General features: G+C 49.6%; 15 protein-coding genes and 1 pseudogene. 7 read left to right on the top strand and 9 right to left on the bottom strand.

Annotated features, from left to right (window positions below; all coding sequences use genetic code 11):
• Positions 1-368 precede the first annotated feature (368 nt).
• Positions 369-1,439 (top strand): annotated as a pseudogene (locus BGE37_RS03430) (hypothetical protein).
• Between the two features lie 219 nt (positions 1,440-1,658).
• On the opposite strand, the gene glpQ reads toward BGE37_RS03430, so the two are convergent.
• Together glpQ and glpT are read right to left on the bottom strand one after the other, a co-directional pair.
• Complete coding sequence (gene glpQ / locus BGE37_RS03425) at positions 1,659-2,735, bottom strand: glycerophosphodiester phosphodiesterase (RefSeq protein ID WP_105287823.1); 1,077 nt, start codon at positions 2,733-2,735, stop codon at positions 1,659-1,661.
• A 4-nt stretch (positions 2,736-2,739) separates the two neighbouring features.
• Positions 2,740-4,098 (bottom strand): glycerol-3-phosphate transporter, encoded by a 1,359-nt coding sequence (glpT, locus tag BGE37_RS03420; protein WP_039020262.1) that lies wholly within the window; start codon positions 4,096-4,098, stop codon positions 2,740-2,742.
• A gap of 273 nt (positions 4,099-4,371) precedes the next feature.
• On the opposite strand from glpT, the gene glpA reads away from it, so the two are divergent.
• The 4 genes from glpA (at position 4,372) to BGE37_RS03400 (ending at position 9,532) form a co-directional block, all read left to right on the top strand.
• Positions 4,372-6,000, top strand: coding sequence for an anaerobic glycerol-3-phosphate dehydrogenase subunit A (gene glpA / locus BGE37_RS03415; RefSeq protein ID WP_105287772.1), 1,629 nt, complete (start codon positions 4,372-4,374; stop codon positions 5,998-6,000).
• A complete protein-coding gene (gene glpB / locus BGE37_RS03410; protein WP_001209916.1) occupies positions 5,990-7,249 on the top strand; it encodes a glycerol-3-phosphate dehydrogenase subunit GlpB in 1,260 nt (419 codons plus the stop codon). The genes glpA and glpB overlap by 11 nt, the downstream gene beginning before the upstream one ends.
• Positions 7,246-8,436 (top strand): anaerobic glycerol-3-phosphate dehydrogenase subunit GlpC, encoded by a 1,191-nt coding sequence (gene glpC, locus BGE37_RS03405; protein ID WP_001000391.1) that lies wholly within the window; start codon positions 7,246-7,248, stop codon positions 8,434-8,436. Before glpB ends, glpC begins: the two co-directional genes overlap by 4 nt.
• A gap of 193 nt (positions 8,437-8,629) precedes the next feature.
• The gene (locus BGE37_RS03400; protein WP_105287771.1) at positions 8,630-9,532 is read left to right on the top strand and encodes an ISNCY family transposase; all 903 of its coding nucleotides are present in this window, start codon (positions 8,630-8,632) and stop codon (positions 9,530-9,532) included.
• A gap of 41 nt (positions 9,533-9,573) precedes the next feature.
• Here the strand turns inward: BGE37_RS03400 and yfaU are convergent, their stop codons facing one another.
• The 6 genes from yfaU to BGE37_RS03370 form a co-directional block, all read right to left on the bottom strand.
• A complete protein-coding gene (gene yfaU / locus BGE37_RS03395) occupies positions 9,574-10,377 on the bottom strand; it encodes a 2-keto-3-deoxy-L-rhamnonate aldolase (protein ID WP_000992985.1) in 804 nt (267 codons plus the stop codon).
• Positions 10,378-10,393: 16 nt separating this feature from the next.
• Positions 10,394-11,683: an MFS transporter gene (locus tag BGE37_RS03390; RefSeq protein ID WP_001308785.1), complete on the bottom strand. Its 1,290-nt coding sequence runs from the start codon at positions 11,681-11,683 to the stop codon at positions 10,394-10,396.
• 56 nt (positions 11,684-11,739) lie between these two features.
• On the bottom strand, positions 11,740-12,945 hold the full coding sequence (gene rhmD / locus BGE37_RS03385; protein ID WP_105287770.1) for an L-rhamnonate dehydratase: 1,206 nt from the start codon (positions 12,943-12,945) through the stop codon (positions 11,740-11,742).
• Between the two features lie 14 nt (positions 12,946-12,959).
• Positions 12,960-13,742 carry an IclR family transcriptional regulator gene (locus BGE37_RS03380; protein WP_000894180.1) on the bottom strand — a complete coding sequence of 261 codons (783 nt, stop codon included), beginning with the start codon at positions 13,740-13,742 and terminating at the stop codon, positions 12,960-12,962.
• 219 nt (positions 13,743-13,961) lie between these two features.
• Entirely contained in the window at positions 13,962-15,164 is a 1,203-nt protein-coding gene (locus BGE37_RS03375; protein ID WP_105287769.1) for a nicotinamide mononucleotide deamidase-related protein YfaY, read from the bottom strand.
• A 99-nt stretch (positions 15,165-15,263) separates the two neighbouring features.
• Positions 15,264-15,806, bottom strand: a complete 543-nt coding sequence (locus BGE37_RS03370; protein WP_032303432.1) for a YfaZ family outer membrane protein — start codon at positions 15,804-15,806, stop codon at positions 15,264-15,266.
• Positions 15,807-16,084: 278 nt separating this feature from the next.
• Here BGE37_RS03370 and nudI point away from each other — a divergent pair, with 278 nt between their 5' ends.
• Positions 16,085-16,510 (top strand): nucleoside triphosphatase NudI, encoded by a 426-nt coding sequence (nudI, locus tag BGE37_RS03365; protein ID WP_105287768.1) that lies wholly within the window; start codon positions 16,085-16,087, stop codon positions 16,508-16,510.
• A 38-nt stretch (positions 16,511-16,548) separates the two neighbouring features.
• On the opposite strand, the gene ais is transcribed toward nudI, so the two are convergent.
• Positions 16,549-17,151: a lipopolysaccharide core heptose(II)-phosphate phosphatase Ais gene (gene ais / locus BGE37_RS03360; protein WP_001306469.1), complete on the bottom strand. Its 603-nt coding sequence runs from the start codon at positions 17,149-17,151 to the stop codon at positions 16,549-16,551.
• A gap of 307 nt (positions 17,152-17,458) precedes the next feature.
• On the opposite strand from ais, the gene arnB reads away from it, so the two are divergent.
• Positions 17,459-18,598 carry a UDP-4-amino-4-deoxy-L-arabinose aminotransferase gene (arnB, locus tag BGE37_RS03355; RefSeq protein WP_105287767.1) on the top strand — a complete coding sequence of 380 codons (1,140 nt, stop codon included), beginning with the start codon at positions 17,459-17,461 and terminating at the stop codon, positions 18,596-18,598.
• Positions 18,599-18,600: the final 2 nt, after the last annotated feature.

The following is an 18,600-nucleotide window of genomic DNA, read 5'->3' as shown; positions in this document are numbered from 1 at the left end:
GATTTTGGTCCACTTTGTGAATTAGCGATAAATATTTATCCAGATTAGGGAAGTGACAATGACTCCAGGTAGAAACCGGTATGAAGCGCCCGACTCACTGTCAAAACCGATTGTTGAGAGTAATGACACTCCGGCGAACAGTACACAGTCTACTCTGGAGCCATTCTCAATCTTCAAGTGGGATACCTAATAACTTGTCAGGGAAGTTATCAATATCTGTTTGTTACTTATTACCGTATTTATTAACAATAATGATACTTTCTAACATGCGTAAAGGTCTTCGTAATAAAATGAGCTAAATTTGATAGTGAATATATTCTGCAAAGATTAAATTGTATCTTGTTAACTCACACTACAAGGAATCATTTATGCCAAATACATCTATTCACTTATCTCGCTGTAATATTTTACAAAATAATAAATTGCAAACAGCAGAAATTTACAAAGAATCACAACAAACCGCGAAACTTGAGATTTTTTGCAATGAGTTTCTAAAAATATCTCAAAGTAGATTCGGGTTATCAACCTCAGCAGACAACATAGCTAATTTATTGGCTTTTTTCACGAAAGCCTCAGATGAAATTGATAGTGTCAAGACCAAAAAAATTGACTTTCACAGTTATGGTTTCGTACCAATAAGACATTTTGTCGAGCATGTCATAACGTATAAAAATGAATTTGCAGAAGATTATGAACCCTATATCCTTACCTTTACCAGAGGTGAAAACAACGAAGGTGTTTTGAGTATCGAAAGCAAAGAAGGGTTTCTTTCACAAAGAACAATAAATTTAAATGAATATGAAACTGCAATTAACATCATCAATGAGCATGTTGCAAAAGAAAATACCCACAACACGGACCAGACACTGACAGAAAAGGACATTTCAAAAACAAACAACTCTGATAAACATTATAAGATCAGCAGTGAGGAAAGTATTAAAAGTCAACTTTACAGCGATCAAAAAAAATATACAGACCTGCTACAACATTCTGAGAAAAATACAGAATGGTACAAATACACATCCTCCGAGGAACGCTATGATGTATTTAAGAATTCTTCTAAAAAAATTGAAAACACCTACAAGCAAATTGTGCAAGCGCAGAAAAAATTGAAGCAAATTAAATACATCAATAAATTAAGTGGTGAGCTTATCGATATCGCCGACAAAAAGTTAGCACCATTAATAAATGATAGTTTCAGCTATACACGAGATTTCTTTACTTACTCAAAACAGGAAAAAAATATCTTCACATTTGATAATTCTAATTTTGTAGATCCAAAGGAAAAAGAAGGTTTAATGGTACAACACAGCAATGGGCAACTGGTTATTACTGGTAAATATTGCCCTGAAGGTGTGCAAACAGCATTCACCCAAGAACAATATGATAAATTAATAAGATACATTAATATTTTCTTTACCTTTCCGAAATTCGAATAATACTTTACAGTATAAACTGCATTACAATTTATTATTGAGACCTATTCATACTGTTTAAAGAATAACAATGCACAGTGTTAGCTTTTTTAACGAATGAGTTTTACGAAAATTATGTTGGCATCTTTTTACAGGATGCACCCGTTAATGAAAAGAATAACCGGTAGTAGCATTATTTCGCTTTAGCAGAGGATGGCGCATAAACGCCATCCTGCAGTAGCATTACTCTTTATTAAGGAATTTTACTGCCTTATCAGGGAAATCAGTAAACAGCCCATTTACACCCGCTTTGTTATACAGAGCATCATACAACTGATTCACATCGGTGGCATATTCCGGCAGCTTGTCGACCCGCACGGTATAAGGATGCACCACCAGCTTATTCTGCTGTGCATCTTTTACCATTCCGGTAAGCTTGATATTACCCGGCTGCGATGTCTCCTCAATCACCATATGGTAATCCGGACCAATGCCATCAGCATATTCCGCTACCTGTTTCATAGCGCCCGGCTTGAACATCCAGTCATAGCTGTAATTAACCCAGCTTCCGTCCGGCTGTTTCTGCTGCGTTTCATTCCAGTCGGTATAGGCAATCAACTGTACCAGATTGAGGTCCATGCCCATTTTGGGTTCCAGCTCATTTTTAATGCGCTTCAGTTCATCAACATCAAAACATTGCAAATAAACTTTGTCGTCCTTGCCGGTGTAACCATATTTCTTCAGCACTTCCAGCGTTTTTGCCGCAATATCCTTCCCTTCCTGATGATGGAACCACGGCGCTTTAATTTCTGGATAGATACCGATATTTTTCCCGGTAGAGTGATTTAACCCCTGAACAAATTCAATCTCTTCTTCAAAGGTGTGCACCCGGAAGTCAGACTTACCCATCGGGAAACGCCCCGGATAAGTCTGCACTTTTTTACCGTTTTCAATATCGAAACCTTCGGTAAATTTCAGCGACTTAATTTCATCCAGCGTAAAATCTATCGCGTAGTAACGGCCATCTTTACGCGCCCTGTCCGGGAAACGATCGGCGACATCAGTAACACGATCGAGATAATGGTCATGCAGAACAACCAGATGGTCGTCTTTGGTCATCACCAAATCCTGTTCCAGATAATCTGCCCCCTGCGCATACGCCATCGCTTTTGCTGGCAGCGTATGCTCCGGTAAATATCCACTGGCACCGCGATGGGCGATGACTATTTTTTCGTTGCTATCCGCCGCCATTGCACTGCTTCCCATGATCATTCCACTCATCATGATCGCCATGCTAAGGTTTTTCAGCGTCAATTTCATGCCATTAGCCTCCATTGCGTTTTTGCAGTAATTCCTGATGGCGACGTTTTTCGCCAATCATCACAACTATCAACAGGATAACCGCCAGGATGCTGCCGCCAATCATTACCATAAAACCGCCATCCCAGCCGAAGAAGTCCACGGTGTAACCAACAATCGCGCTCGCCGCCACCGAACCGCCCAGGTAACCAAACAGACCGGTAAAGCCCGCTGCCGTACCTGCCGCTTTTTTCGGTGCCAGTTCCAGCGCATGCAGACCGATCAACATCACAGGACCGTAGATCAAGAAGCCGATGACAATCATACAAATCATATCGACGTTGGGATTGCCCGCCGGGTTCATCCAGTAAACGATAGTTGCGATGGTCACCAGTGTCATAAAGAAGACGCCGGTTGCCCCACGGTTACCGCGGAAGACTTTATCCGACATCCAGCCGCATAACAGGGTGCCCGGAATGCCCGCATATTCATAAAGGAAGTAGGCCCAGGAGGATTTATCCAGCGCGAAATGCTTAACTTCTTTCAGGTAGGTCGGTGACCAGTCGAGGATGCCGTAACGCAGCAGATAAACGAACACGTTGGCGATGGCGATGTACCACAGCAGTTTGTTCGGCAGCACGTACTGCATGAAAATTTGCTTTGCGGTCAGCTCCTGTTCCGCTTTTTCGTTATAGTCGTCCGGATAATCGTTTTTGTACTCTTCGATCGGCGGCAAGCCACAGGATTGTGGGGTATCGCGCATCATCGCAAAGGCGAATAGTGCCACCAGAATGGCGCAGAAAGCGGGCATATAGAGGGCCGCGTGCCAGTCATTGAACCAGGCCATCCCCAGCAGGAACAGCAGCGGCGGAATACCACCACCGACGTTGTGCGCACAGTTCCACACCGACACAATGCCGCCACGTTCTTTCTGCGACCACCAGTGCACCATAGTACGACCACACGGCGGCCACCCCATCCCCTGGAACCAGCCGCAGAGGAACAACAGTACAAACATTACCGCAATGCTCGATGTCGCCCATGGCACAAAGCCCATAAACAGCATCACTGCCGCCGCCAGAATCAAACCTGCGGGGAGGAAAACGCGCGGATTCGAGCGATCCGACACCGAACCCATGATGAATTTCGAAAATCCATAGGCGATCGAGATCCCAGAAAGCGCGAAACCTAAATCACCGCGTGAGAATCCCTGCTCCACCAGGTAAGGCATAGCGAGCGCAAAGTTCTTACGAACCAAATAGTAAGCAGCATAGCCAAAGAATATCCCCAGGAAAATTTGCCAGCGCAATCGACGATAAGTCGGATCGATCTCCGCGGCAGGTAAGCGCGCTTTGTGTGGCGCCGGTTTAAAAATACTCAACATTGAAAGCCTCCGTGGCCCGTGGTCTTATTTATGATTAACAGCCTGATTCAGTGGGAGAACCTGCCGTTTCTTGAGTTGCCGCGATGTTAAGAAAACATTCAGAAATTAAATGTGAATTGCCGCACACATTATTAAATAAGATTTACAGAATGTTCAAAATGACGCATGAAATCACGTTTCACTTTCGAATTATGAGCGAATATGCGCGAAATCAAACAATTCATGTTTTTACTATGGCTAAATGGTAAAAAAACGAACTTCAGAGGGATAACAATGAAAACTCGCGACTCGCAATCAAGTGACGTGATTATCATTGGCGGCGGCGCAACGGGAGCCGGGATTGCCCGCGACTGTGCCCTGCGCGGGCTGCGCGTGATTTTGGTTGAGCGCCACGACATCGCAACGGGAGCCACCGGGCGTAACCACGGTCTGCTGCACAGCGGCGCACGCTATGCGGTTACCGATGCGGAATCGGCCCGCGAATGTATTAGTGAAAACCAGATATTAAAACGCATTGCGCGTCACTGTGTCGAACCAACCAACGGCCTGTTTATCACCCTGCCGGAAGATGATCTCTTCTTCCAGGCGACTTTTATTCGTGCTTGCGAAGAGGCTGGAATCAGTGCTGAAGCCATTGATCCGCAGCAAGCACGCATTATCGAACCTTCCGTTAACCCGGCACTGATTGGCGCGGTAAAAGTTCCGGATGGCACTGTTGACCCATTTCGCCTGACCGCAGCGAACATGCTCGATGCGAAAGAACACGGTGCCATTATCCTCACCGCGCACGAAGTGACAGGTCTGATTCGTGAAGGCGCGACGGTGTGTGGCGTTCGTGTACGTAACCATCTCACTGGCGAAATTCAGGCACTTCATGCGCCTGTCGTGGTTAATGCCGCCGGGATCTGGGGGCAACATATTGCCGAATATGCCGATCTGCGCATTCGTATGTTCCCGGCCAAAGGATCACTGCTGATCATGGATCATCGCATTAACCAGCATGTGATCAACCGTTGCCGTAAACCTTCCGACGCCGATATCCTGGTGCCAGGCGATACCATTTCGCTGATTGGCACCACCTCTTTACGTATTGATTACAACGAGATTGACGATAATCGAGTGACGGCAGAAGAAGTGGATATTCTGCTGCGTGAAGGGGAAAAACTGGCCCCCGTGATGGCGAAAACGCGTATTTTACGGGCCTACTCTGGCGTGCGTCCGCTGGTTGCCAGCGATGACGACCCGAGCGGACGTAACGTCAGCCGTGGCATCGTGCTGCTCGATCATGCTGAACGCGATGGTCTGGACGGATTTATCACCATCACCGGTGGCAAACTGATGACCTATCGGCTGATGGCGGAATGGGCTACCGATGCGGTATGTCGCAAGCTCGGCAATACGCGCCCCTGTACGACCGCCGATCTGGCACTTCCAGGTTCACAGGAACCCGCTGAAGTTACCTTGCGTAAAGTCATCTCCCTGCCTGCCCCGCTGCGCGGTTCTGCGGTTTATCGTCATGGCGATCGCACGCCTGCCTGGCTGAGCGAAGGCCGTCTGCACCGCAGCCTGGTATGTGAGTGCGAAGCGGTAACTGCGGGTGAAGTGCAGTACGCAGTAGAAAATTTAAACGTTAACAGCCTGTTGGATTTACGTCGTCGCACCCGTGTGGGGATGGGAACCTGCCAGGGCGAGCTCTGCGCCTGCCGCGCTGCCGGACTGCTACAGCGTTTTAACGTCACGACGTCCGCGCAATCTATCGAGCAACTTTCCACCTTCCTTAACGAACGCTGGAAAGGCGTGCAACCCATCGCCTGGGGAGACGCATTGCGCGAAAGCGAGTTTACCCGTTGGGTTTATCAGGGACTTTGTGGTCTGGAGAAGGAGCAGAAAGATGCGCTTTGATACTGTCATTATGGGCGGCGGGCTCGCCGGATTACTCTGTGGCCTGCAACTGCAAAAACACGGCCTGCGCTGTGCCATTGTCACTCGTGGTCAAAGCGCGCTGCATTTCTCATCCGGATCGCTGGATTTGCTGAGCCATCTGCCTGACGGTCAGCCGGTGACAGACATTCACAGTGGACTGGAATCTTTGTGTCATCAGGCACCTGCCCATCCATACTCTCTTCTCGGGCCACAACGCGTGCTCGATCTCGCTTGTCAGGCACAGACATTAATCGCTGAAAGCGGTGCGCAATTACAGGGCAGCGTAGAGCTGGCTCACCAGCGAGTTACGCCGCTCGGTACTCTGCGCTCTACCTGGCTAAGTTCGCCAGAAGTCCCCGTCTGGCCGCTGCCCGCGAAGAAAATTTGTGTAGTGGGAATTAGCGGCCTGATGGATTTTCAGGCGCATCTTGCGGCGGCTTCATTGCGCGAACTGGATCTTAATGTTGAAACCGCAGAAATAGAGCTGCCAGAACTGGATATCCTGCGCAATAACGCCACCGAGTTCCGCGCGGTGAATATCGCCCGTTTCCTTGATAACGAAGAAAACTGGCCTCTGTTAATTGATGCGCTTATTCCTGTCGCCAATACCAGCGAAATGATCCTGATGCCCGCCTGCTTCGGCCTGGCTGATGACAAACTCTGGCGGTGGCTGAACGAGCAATTGCCCTGTTCATTAATGTTACTGCCGACATTACCACCTTCAGTGCTGGGCATTCGTCTGCAAAACCAGTTACAGCGCCAGTTTGTGCGCCAGGGTGGCGTGTGGATGCCGGGCGATGAAGTGAAAAAAGTGACCTGTAAAAATGGCGTGGTGAATGAAATCTGGACCCGCAATCACGCCGATATCCCGCTGCGTCCACGCTTTGCCGTGCTCGCCAGCGGCAGTTTCTTTAGTGGCGGACTGGTAGCGGAACGTGAAGGCATTCGTGAACCAATTATTGGTCTTGATGTACTACAAACCGCTACGCGGGGTGAATGGTATAAGGGAGATTTTTTTGCGCCGCAGCCGTGGCAGCAGTTCGGTGTCACCACTGATGAGGCGCTGCGCCCGTCGCAGGCGGGGAAAACCATTGAGAACCTATTTGTCATCGGTTCGGTGCTGGGCGGATTTGATCCCATTGCCCAGGGATGCGGCGGCGGTGTTTGTGCCGTCAGTGCTTTACATGCCGCTCAACAAATTGCCCAACGCGCAGGAGGCCAACAATGAACGACACCAGCTTCGAAAACTGCATTAAGTGCACCGTCTGCACCACCGCCTGCCCGGTGAGCCGGGTGAATCCCAGCTATCCGGGGCCAAAACAAGCCGGGCCGGATGGCGAGCGTCTGCGTTTAAAAGATGGTGCACTGTATGACGAGGCACTGAAATATTGTATTAACTGCAAACGTTGCGAAGTCGCCTGCCCGTCCGATGTGAAGATTGGCGATATCATCCAGCGCGCGCGGGCGAAATATGACACCACGCGCCCGTCGCTGCGCAATTTTGTGTTGAGTCATACCGACCTGATGGGTAGCGTTTCCACGCCGTTTGCTCCAATCGTCAACACCGCTACCTCGCTGAAACCAGTGCGGCAGTTGCTTGATGCGGCGTTAAAAATCGATCATCGCCGCACGCTACCGAAATACTCCTTCGGTACGTTTCGTCGCTGGTATCGCAGCGTGGCGGCTCAGCAAGCGCAATATAAAGACCAGGTGGCTTTCTTTCACGGCTGCTTCGTTAACTACAACCATCCGCAGTTAGGTAAAGATTTAATTAAAGTGCTCAATGCGATGGGTACCGGCGTTCAACTGCTCAGCAAAGAAAAATGCTGCGGCGTGCCGCTCATCGCCAACGGCTTTACCGATAAAGCACGTAAACAAGCAATCACGAATGTAGAGTCGATCCGCGAAGCTGTGGGGGGAAAAGGCATTCCGGTGATTGCCACCTCCTCGACCTGTACGTTTGCTCTGCGCGACGAGTACCCGGAAGTGCTGAATGTCGACAACAGAGGCTTACGCGATCACATCGAACTGGCGACCCGTTGGCTGTGGCGCAAGCTGGACGAAGGAAAAACGTTACCGCTGAAAACGCTGCCACTAAAAGTGGTTTATCACACCCCGTGCCATATGGAAAAAATGGGCTGGACACTCTACACCCTGGAACTGTTGCGTAAAATCCCGGGGCTTGAGTTAACGGTGCTGGATTCCCAGTGCTGCGGTATTGCCGGAACTTACGGTTTCAAAAAAGAGAACTACCCAACCTCACAAGCCATCGGCGCACCACTGTTCCGTCAGATAGAAGAGAGCGGCGCAGATCTGGTGGTCACCGACTGCGAAACCTGCAAATGGCAGATTGAAATGTCTACAAGCCTTCGCTGCGAGCACCCGATTACGCTGCTGGCCCAGGCGCTGTCTTAATCTTCCTTGTGATGCCCGGTAAGCGCATTGCTTATCGGGCATTTTTGCGGGCGCGATTCCTCGCTCAATGTATGCGTTGCATCGCTTTGAAAATTCTTCTGAAAACGTCTCGCAAAGGCAGAAACTGGCAGATGTCATTGTTTCGAGATCCCCGTAATGTCGCGTCATCATAAATATCAGGTGACGGACAACCATGACCGAATCAACAACCTCCTCCCCGCATGATGCGGTGTTTAAAACCTTTATGTTCTCGCCCGAAACCGCGCGGGATTTTCTCGAAATACATCTACCGGAGCCACTGCGTAAACTTTGCAACCTGCAAACCTTACGCCTGGAACCCACCAGCTTTATTGAAAAAAGTTTACGCGCTTACTACTCGGATGTTTTGTGGTCGGTGGAAACCAGCGATGGTGACGGCTATATCTACTGCGTGATTGAACATCAAAGTTCCGCAGAAAAGAATATGGCTTTTCGGCTAATGCGCTATGCCACCGCCGCCATGCAGCGTCACCTGGACAAAGGCTATGACAGAGTCCCTCTGGTGGTGCCGTTGCTGTTTTATCACGGCGAAACCTCGCCCTACCCATACTCACTTAACTGGCTGGATGAGTTTGATGATCCGCAACTTGCCCGGCAGTTGTACACCGAAGCTTTTCCGTTGGTGGATATCACCATCGTGCCTGACGATGAGATCATGCAACATCGGCGTATAGCTCTGCTGGAACTGATTCAAAAGCATATTCGCGACCGCGATTTAATCGGTATGGTCGACAGGATCACCACGCTTTTGGTTAGAGGCTTCACTAATGACAGCCAGCTACAAACGCTGTTTAATTATCTGCTGCAATGCGGCGATACCTCCCGTTTCACCCGTTTTATTGAGGAGATTGCCGAACGTTCACCACTACAAAAGGAGAGATTGATGACTATTGCTGAACGGCTACGGCAGGAAGGGCATCAAATTGGCTGGCAGGAAGGCATGCATGAACAAGCCATTAAAATTGCCTTGCGCATGCTGGAACAGGGCATTGATCGTGACCAGGTGCTCGCAGCCATCCAGCTAAGCGAAGCCGATCTTGCAGCCAATAACCACTAATAAACACAGGCCCACATGCAATTCCCCGTGGGCCTTTGATATCAATAACTACCTTTTATGCGTGGCTCATTTTTGCCTGATTTAAACATCGCCAGTCGTTGATCCAGGGCATCGCTGTAGAGCATCGTGTCAACGCCAACAGCGACAAAGTTCGCTCCCCATGCCAGGCATTGCTGCGCCATATCAGGAGCCACAGCCAGAAAACCAGCCGCTTTACCCGCAGCACGGATCCGCCGAATACTGGTTTCAATAATTCGCTGCACTTCCGGGTGCCCGGCGTTATCCGGGTAGCCCAACGAGGCAGAAAGATCCGCAGGTCCAATAAACACGCCGTCAATCCCTTCGACGTCGAGGATTTCGTCCAGGTTATCCAGTGCTGTTTTACTTTCCACCTGCACCAACAGACAAAGCGAATCGTTGACTTGCGCCATGTAATTCTCAATGCGTCCCCAGCGCGCAGCCCGTGCCACACTGGCCCCGACACCACGCTCACCGTAGGGAGGATAGCGCGTGGCAGACACCACCTGACGTGCCTGATCGGCAGTATCGACCATCGGGATCAGTAGAGTTTGCGCGCCAATATCCAGGACTTGTTTAATCAGCGACTTACTGGCTTCCACCGGACGGATCACGGGTTGGCTGGCATAGGGCGCTACCGCCTGTAGCTGGTGATAAAGATCCTGAATGGTGTTTGGCGCGTGCTCCCCGTCAATCAGCAACCAGTCATAACCGGAGGTGGCGGCAATTTCTGCCATATAAGAAGTAGTCGAGCTTAACCACAGACCAATTTGCACTTCGCCCTTGCGTAAACGTTCTTTAAAGGGATTGGTTAATAATGCGTTCATGGTGTTCCTTAACCTATTAATGATGTGCCACGTCGGTCTGCGCAACAGTGCGATTTACACGCAGAGTGAAAATAATCAGCGAACCGATGACCGCCACCGCTGCCAGCGTCAGTAATCCAGCCGCATCGCTGGCAAACAACGTTTCTGCTTTCACGCGCAGGATCGGGGCAATAAACCCGCCCACTGCACCAAACAGGTTTACAAAACCAATCCCCGCCGCCAGCGCCGTACCGGAAAGCAGTTGTGTCGGCATCGTCCAGAACACCGGCTGCACGGCAATAAACCCGATGGCTGCAACACACAGCGCTACGATCGCCAGTACTGGAGAAAGCAGCCCGGAGAGACCAATACCAATGCCCGCCGCCAGTAATGTCAGCGCCGCGACATTACGCCGTTCGCCGGTTTTATCGGAATAGCGCGGAATAAGCCAGGTCCCAAACAAGGCCGCGACCCACGGAATGGCGGTGACCACCGACGCCGTAAAGCCCACTTTTGTCCCCAACAATGCAGCAACCTGCGTCGGCAGGAAGAAAATTAATCCGTAAACCGCCACCTGAATGGTCAGGTAGATAATCGCCAGTTGCCAGACTCGCCCATTACGCAGCGCATCGCTCAGTCGAGAAGTCACTTTCTGTTGTTCTTCACTTGCCAGTTGGTTGATAAGCAACGTTTTTTCTTCTTTACTCAGAAAACGAGCCTGCTCTGGCGTGTCATCAAGCCAAAAGAATGTGAATACACCAGCGCCGACTGCCAGCAATCCTTCAATCACAAACATCCAGAACCAGCCGGGATGCCCCATAAATCCATGCATCTCCAGCAGCGCGCCGGAAAGCGGTGATCCCAGTGTTAACGCCAACGGTGCGCCCATATAGAACAGCCCCATAATGCTGGCGCGATTACGCTGCGGAAACCATTGCGAGGTGAGATAAATCATACCAGGGAAGAACCCGGCCTCCGCAGCACCAAGCAGAGTGCGAACGATCAGAAATTTCGCTTCAGTATCGGCCCATGCCATGGCTGCCGAAAGAAATCCCCACAGCAGTGTTGTCGTACCAATCCAGGTTCTTGCCCCCAGTTTGCGCATCAAAAGATTCGCCGGAACACCCAGAAACGCATATACCACAAAAAAAATGCCTGCTCCCAGCGCATAAGCTTCATTACTCAGCCCGGTATCAATCTGGTAGGTCTGTTTGGCAAAACCGATATTCGAACGGTCGAGAAACGCCAGCACATACAGCGCCAACATAAACGGAATTAAACGCGCACGGTTTTTCTTCACCACGGCGTCAAGCAAAGCGGTGCTCATAAAAAGCTCCTTAAAATATGTGGGCGTTACCGTTGTCACAGCAACGCCCGGAATGATTAGTGGCTGTAGGGGCGTTTCAAATTGCAGTCACGATTGAGCTCGACGCCGAAACCGGGTTTATCAAGCACTGATTTATGAATACGACCATTCACTGGCACTGGCTCATTAAGCAGAATCGGATCAAATTGCGGACGCATCGTTGAACAATCCGGGCTGGTCATCAGGAATTCGCTGAATGGCGTATTGGTGAAGGTGATCACCGCATGGTGAGAGTAAACAGACGAACCGTGCGGCACCACCAGTTGCCCTCTGGATTTGGCGATTGCGGCAATTTCCACCAGCGTGGTTAAGCCACCGCACCAGCCAACATCCGGCTGCATAATGTCGATACCGGTTTCTGAAAGCGTACGGAAAGATTGCAGTGTGCCGTGATGCTCACCGCTGGTGACCATCATTCCGACTGGCGCGTTGCGTTTCAGTTCACGATAACCTTCATACTGCTGTGGCGGCAGGCACTCTTCGATCCATTTCAGGTTATAGGGCGCGCAAGCGTGGGCCAGTTTGGTGGCATAGTTCACGTCCTGACTCATCCAGCAGTCGAGCATTAACCAGAAATCCTCACCGCATTTTTCACGCATATCCGCGACCATAGCGGCATCTTTGCGGATCCCCGCATCGCCATCATGTGGCCCCCAGTGCGTCGGCATTTTGCCACCGATAAAGCCCATCTCTTTTGCCAGATCCGGACGCGCACCTGTGGCGTAGAACTGAATCTCATCACGAACTGCGCCGCCTAAAAGTTTATAAACCGGAAGCCCGACCACTTTGCCGAACAGATCCCACAGAGCCAGATCGACACAGGAAATCGTATTCATCACCAGGCCACCAGAGCCGGAGTAATACAGGGTGGCATTGAGCATTTGATCGTGGATCAGTTTGATATCACTGACACATTTACCCTCAATGAAACGGTTAAGGTGTTTTTCGACAATAAAACAGCCCATTTCACCGGCTGTCGAAACGGCGAATCCGGTCTGGCCGTTTTCTGCTTCGACTTCAATAATCAACGTGCCAAGAACGTTAATGCCAAATGACTGGCGTGACTGCTCGTAATCGCGGTATTTACTCATCGGGGTGGCAATATGATCGTCAATCCAGTGATTCGCCCCCTGGTCGTGATAATCACCGCCGCCAGCGCCTTTTTCTGCTGTCGCACCGCCAGTAAACCAGGCGCGAACCTGTTTGATTTTTGGTAGGGTCATGCTGTTCTCCATTGTTATGAGGCCTGTAAGTCAAAGGGACTTTTCCATCCCAACAGACGTGAAATATCCCTGGCGCAGGCAATGGCCTTGCCCGCCAGATAATCACGGTATTCTTCATTGATTTGTAAGCGGGTACCGACCACCGAGATCGCAGCGGTAAGCTCGTTATTGGCGTTAAACACCGGCGCAGCAACACAACGGACATCGGCGTAATCTTCGCCATTGTCATAGCTCCAGCCCTGACGGCGAATACGCGCCAGTTCTTCGTGAAGTTGCTGTGGATGAGTAATCGTTGTGGGTGTCACCTGCTCCCAGACCAGCCCTTCGATAATACTTTGCTGTACAGATGCAGGTTGCCAGGCTAGCAGGCATTTACCTATTCCGGAGCGATAAAGCGAAAGGCTTTTTCCTTCATGGGAACGCACGCTGATAGTGGCTGATGACTCCACTTTCAAAATGTAATAAGCGCTGCCGTTATCAATAATCCCCAGGTGACATAACAGCCCGGTGGTATCCATCAGTTGCGTCAAACGCGGTCGAGCCAGTTCCCGGAGATCCATCTTGCTTAACGCATGACCGGAAAGCTCCACCAGCTTGGTCCACAAACAAAAATTTTCCTGGTGATCAAGGCTAAGAAAACGCTGACGCCTGAGTTCATTAAGCAGCAAATAGGCCGTGCTTTTAGGGATCCCCAATGTGTCAATGATCGTCGCAGCACTACAGGGGCCAATGCGGGCAATCAAATTGAGAATATCAATAGCCCGTGTCAGGGCGGGAACTTTGCTTGATTCCAACATACTGGACTCCAGTCTTAGATACTGGAATCAGTCTCGTTGCTCAGGGGGAGTAAAATTGTGAAGCGCATCAAATCCCGCACCTCGTCCAGCGGACTGGAGAAATTACGCACAAATTTGTGAATCAGCGCACGGATTTTTTCTTATTGAGTACAACAGGTTGGACAAATTTTGCCGGAGGGGGAATGTGCCGGTGCAGTAAACCGGCACGGAGTGGCGGAATCAGACAGATAAAGTCATGGACTCAACAACCTCAATCCAGCCATGCTCACTGGCGATGTCCTGACCGTTTAACCAACGGCGCAGCATATTCAGTGCCATCATTGCGCAGACTTCCTGGCGAATAGCCAGACTGTAGCGCGTAGTGCTAAAACGCACACGCAAAGCGAAAGTGCCGTCTGGCGTGGCTAGCGCAAAGTTGAGATGTTCGTTCTCGAAACCCGAAACAGCCAGTGCCAGCCCGGCAAAATGGTTGGCACGCCGTTCTGTAATCCAGTGCGCAGTTTGCGCCAGGGTTTCTTCCTGTGAAGGAACTACTTCACACGCCAGCAATGGAGCACCTGCGCGAGAAAGTTGCAAAGCCATTAAACCACCGGTGAATTGCTCACTCAATGTCAGGCTGAACTGACGGCTTTGCAATTCGCGGCTGATCTGCGCGGGCAGTCCTTCAGTACCTTCGAAAATCACACTCTGTCCGGCAACACGTTTAACGTCCAGCCACAGTTTTTCCATCGCCTGTTGCTCGCTTGCCGGTCCGGTCAGCTTAAGTTCAATTATCGGCATAGAAGAGCGATAGCCCATTGTTACGCCCGGCGGCAGTTGCAGGGAGTCCAGGCTTTGCGCCAGATCGCTTTCCGAACGACCGAAGGTAGTCAAACGCAGACAAATCGGCGGCTGCGGTAAAGAAAAACGTTCGCGCAGGCGCGGCAGGATTTCGTGCTCGACCATCACCTTAAATTCCGACGGTACGCCGGGGGTAAAGAACATCAGACAACGATTAAGCTGCACGGCAAAACCACAAGCGGTGCCTACCGGGTTATTGATAAATTCTGCACTGGCTGGCAGCTCCGCTTGTTTACGGTTGCTCGGTGCCATCACCCGTCCACGTTCGCGGAAATAGCGTTCCATCTCTTTGAGCCAGGCCTCATGCAGCACCAGGCCTTCTCCTTTTGCAGTCGCAGCGGCGAGTGTGCTTAAATCATCACTGGTCGGCCCCAGCCCGCCGTTCACAATCAGCACATCGGCGTGCTGACTACGTTCACGAAGAATGGTCACTAAGTCATCGAGGTTATCCCCCACCGTATTACGGCGAGATAATGGCAACCCCTGATGAAAGAAAAAATCGGCCAGCCAGGCAGCGTTAGTGTCAACGATTTGCCCGTGTAACACTTCATCCCCGGTGGATAACATTTCCACTGTTAACATGGTTATCTCCTGCTTTTGTTATCGAATCACTATAACGCAAAGGGAGATAAGGCGTAGTAAGAAACTGAATGGCGCGACAGAATGCCGCGCCGGAAGGCATCAGAAACTGGCGTTAACCCCAACATATGGACCGTCAGCCACGGCGTTGTCGCGGTTACCATCTTTACCCGACAGATTCAGATAGCGATAACCTGCCTCAATACTGACTGGACGCATAATGGTGTAACGCGCACCCGCATTCGCTTCCTCATAACTTTGAATACCGCTGGAGAGCGAATCTGGAGAGTAGTAATACTCGCCAAACAAACGGAAGCTGTTGCCAATTTTCCACTGCAAACCACCACCAACAGCAGCGGCATAGCCTTCATCACCATCATTCGGATTGGTATAAATACCTTTACCGCCAACGGTCGCCATTAACGGACCAAGAGGCAGATTCAACCCCAGCCCCACACCCGCGACGTCACCGTCGTCGTCGTTATGTGTCCAGTTACCGCTTAACGCCAGGCCCGTCGATTCCGTACCAAAACCGACACCAATATTGGTGTATTCTTTACCCGCCTGACCGCTGATACTCATTGCATTGACCGATGCAGAAACCAACAGCATTCCGGCCAGACCTGCTAGCGCAATTTTTTTCATTTTCCCCTCTCCCACAAGCAATAAATCAAAATTCCCAAAGCTGCGGGATTGTACTGCCTGGCACAGAGGATTCAATGAGCGAAAAAAGGGATCTAGTCACTTATTGTAACTAAATACTTCTTAAATAATTAAACGCCGAAAAAATAAACACACTTTACCGATACACACAAAAATAATAATAAGTACAGTTATCATCGCAAAAGAGATTACTGTCACTTTCACATATTTCTAAGTTGCCGTATTCTCATGGTTTCTTTTTATTTATAAGGAATACTCCTGTGCGACAACGGACTATTGTATGCCCTTTGATTGAAAATGATGGTGCTTATTTGCTGTGTAAAATGGCCGACGATCGCGGCGTTTTCCCCGGTCAATGGGCGCTTTCGGGTGGCGGCGTGGAGCCTGGTGAACGAATTGAAGAGGCACTACGCCGCGAAATTCGCGAAGAACTGGGAGAACAGCTGCTTTTGACAGAAATCACGCCGTGGACCTTCAGCGATGATATTCGCACCAAGACGTATGCAGATGGCCGCAAGGAAGAGATTTATATGATTTACCTGATTTTTGACTGCGTTTCTGCCAACCGAGAAGTGAAAATAAACGAAGAGTTTCAGGACTACGCGTGGGTAAAACCTGAAGATCTGGTGCATTATGATTTGAATGTCGCCACCCGAAAAACGTTACGTTTGAAAGGTCTTCTGTAACAGTGATGGCAGCCATTACTGGCTGTCAGATTGAAAATTTAGTGGTTAACGAATTCCCCATCCAGATAAACTTTGCCTTTTTCTACATGCATGACTAAACCATCCAGATAATCAGGTTTAAATGTCGCATCACGCTTATCTTTAGCAATATATGTCAGGCAATGATTATGGGTAAAAATAACGATATTTTTATCAGGTGCTTTGCTTTGTAAGTCCTTAATTGCACTATAAATCTCATTACCGCATTGAAGAAGTCGTTTATCTACCGTCAGCTTTTTCCCCGCTGAAAACCAGGTCGCCGACTGAATGGTCCGGACGGTATTACTGGAATAAAGATCGAAATCAGGGATGTCAGCGCTAAAAGCGTTGCCCAGTTCACGGGCATCCTGGGTACCTTTGACCGTAATACCTGTTTTATCTGACAAGCATTGATTGGTTGAACGATCGCAACGTTCAGCATGGCGAAACAAAACGACAACCGGGTGCTGCTGTGCCAGTCTGGCCAGTGTTTTATTGTCGATACGTGGCAAACCATTGCTACTCCAGGCGGCATGAGTACCCAGTCCGGCAATTGCAGCGAGCGCCAGTAAAATGATGAAATATTTTTTTGACTTCAACGAAGAGCGGCAAAAAGCTAACACGTAAACTCCACCTATAGACAAGCGCAACCAGACAATTACCGTGAAATTGAGCGACATTTCTGGCGATAATTAGCAGTTGGTGTAATATTAAAAATCCTACGATGCCGGCAAAATGCCTCAAAATTTTGCCAAATGCAAAGCCTAAATAAGAAAAAATATAAAAATTTCAATATTTACGTCTAATATTAATTTCTTAAGGTTAAGTTAATATTCTATCCTTAGAATTTCGCTCCAAATGGCAAAATATACACAACACTCTTTATAGCAAATATAAGTGGACAGGTATTCAATGGCGGAAGGAAAAGCAATGTCAGAATTTTTGCCTTTTTCGCGACCAGCAATGGGCGTGGAGGAACTCGCAGCAGTTAAAGAGGTTCTCGAATCCGGTTGGATCACAACCGGTCCGAAGAATCAGGCGATTGAACAAGCCTTTTGCCAGTTGACGGGAAATCAGCATGCCATCGCGGTCAGTTCAGCCACCGCCGGAATGCATATCACGCTAATGGCGTTGGAAATTGGCAAGGGCGATGAAGTGATTACGCCTTCCCTGACCTGGGTTTCAACCCTCAATATGATCTCCTTGTTGGGTGCAACGCCGGTAATGGTGGATGTCGACCGCGATACGCTGATGGTCACGCCTGAAACGATCGAAGCAGCCATTACGCCACGCACTAAAGCCATCATTCCGGTGCATTATGCCGGTGCGCCAGCAGATATTGACGCCATTCGCGCCATTGGCGAACGTTACGGCATCGCAGTTATCGAAGATGCTGCCCATGCCGTCGGTACGTATTACAAAGGCCGACATATTGGCGCAAAAGGTACCGCTATTTTTTCGTTTCACGCCATCAAAAATATTACCTGTGCGGAAGGTGGCCTGATTGTTACTGATAATGAAAACCTTGCCCGCCAGCTACGGATGCTGAAATTTCACGGTCTGGGTGTCGATGCATATGACAGACAAACCTGGGGCCGTGCACCGCAAGCTGAAGTCTTAACGCCGGGCTATAAGTATAATCTGACCGATATTAACGCCGCGATTGCCCTGACCCAGTTAGCCAAATTAGAGCACCTCAACACCCGTCGGTGCGAAATTGCTCTGCAATATCAGCAAGCTCTGGCAGCTCTCCCCTTTGAGCCATTAAGCCTTCCCGCCTGGCCGCACGTTCACGCCTGGCATCTGTTTATTATTCGTGTCGATGAACAACGTTGTGGTATCAGTCGCGATGCGTTGATGGAAGCGTTAAAAGAAAGAGGCATTGGTACCGGGTTACATTTCCGCGCCGCTCACACACAAAAATATTATCGCGAGCGTTTTCCCGAGCTGTCGTTACCGAATACCGAATGGAATAGCGAACGCATCTGTTCGTTGCCGCTGTTCCCGGATATGACCACCGCCGATGCCGACCGCGTCATCACAGCCCTTCAGCAACTCGCAGGACAATAAGC

The sequence above is a fragment of the Escherichia sp. MOD1-EC6300 genome (assembly GCF_002965045.1).
GTDB lineage: Bacteria > Pseudomonadota > Gammaproteobacteria > Enterobacterales > Enterobacteriaceae > Escherichia > Escherichia coli_F.
The sequence above is the reverse complement of the archived record's forward strand: the minus strand, read 5'-3'. Positions and strand labels throughout refer to the sequence as shown.

What these genes read in the sequence shown, in the direction of transcription:
- glpQ (WP_105287823.1), bottom strand. Translation starts at nt 2,735, where the DNA reads ATGAAATTGACGCTGAAAAACCTTAGCATGGCGATCATGATGAGTGGA.
- glpT (WP_039020262.1), bottom strand. Translation starts at nt 4,098, where the DNA reads ATGTTGAGTATTTTTAAACCGGCGCCACACAAAGCGCGCTTACCTGCC.
- glpA (WP_105287772.1), top strand. Translation starts at nt 4,372, where the DNA reads ATGAAAACTCGCGACTCGCAATCAAGTGACGTGATTATCATTGGCGGC.
- glpB (WP_001209916.1), top strand. Translation starts at nt 5,990, where the DNA reads ATGCGCTTTGATACTGTCATTATGGGCGGCGGGCTCGCCGGATTACTC.
- glpC (WP_001000391.1), top strand. Translation starts at nt 7,246, where the DNA reads ATGAACGACACCAGCTTCGAAAACTGCATTAAGTGCACCGTCTGCACC.
- BGE37_RS03400 (WP_105287771.1), top strand. Translation starts at nt 8,630, where the DNA reads ATGACCGAATCAACAACCTCCTCCCCGCATGATGCGGTGTTTAAAACC.
- yfaU (WP_000992985.1), bottom strand. Translation starts at nt 10,377, where the DNA reads ATGAACGCATTATTAACCAATCCCTTTAAAGAACGTTTACGCAAGGGC.
- BGE37_RS03390 (WP_001308785.1), bottom strand. Translation starts at nt 11,683, where the DNA reads ATGAGCACCGCTTTGCTTGACGCCGTGGTGAAGAAAAACCGTGCGCGT.
- rhmD (WP_105287770.1), bottom strand. Translation starts at nt 12,945, where the DNA reads ATGACCCTACCAAAAATCAAACAGGTTCGCGCCTGGTTTACTGGCGGT.
- BGE37_RS03380 (WP_000894180.1), bottom strand. Translation starts at nt 13,742, where the DNA reads ATGTTGGAATCAAGCAAAGTTCCCGCCCTGACACGGGCTATTGATATT.
- BGE37_RS03375 (WP_105287769.1), bottom strand. Translation starts at nt 15,164, where the DNA reads ATGTTAACAGTGGAAATGTTATCCACCGGGGATGAAGTGTTACACGGG.
- BGE37_RS03370 (WP_032303432.1), bottom strand. Translation starts at nt 15,806, where the DNA reads ATGAAAAAAATTGCGCTAGCAGGTCTGGCCGGAATGCTGTTGGTTTCT.
- arnB (WP_105287767.1), top strand. Translation starts at nt 17,459, where the DNA reads ATGTCAGAATTTTTGCCTTTTTCGCGACCAGCAATGGGCGTGGAGGAA.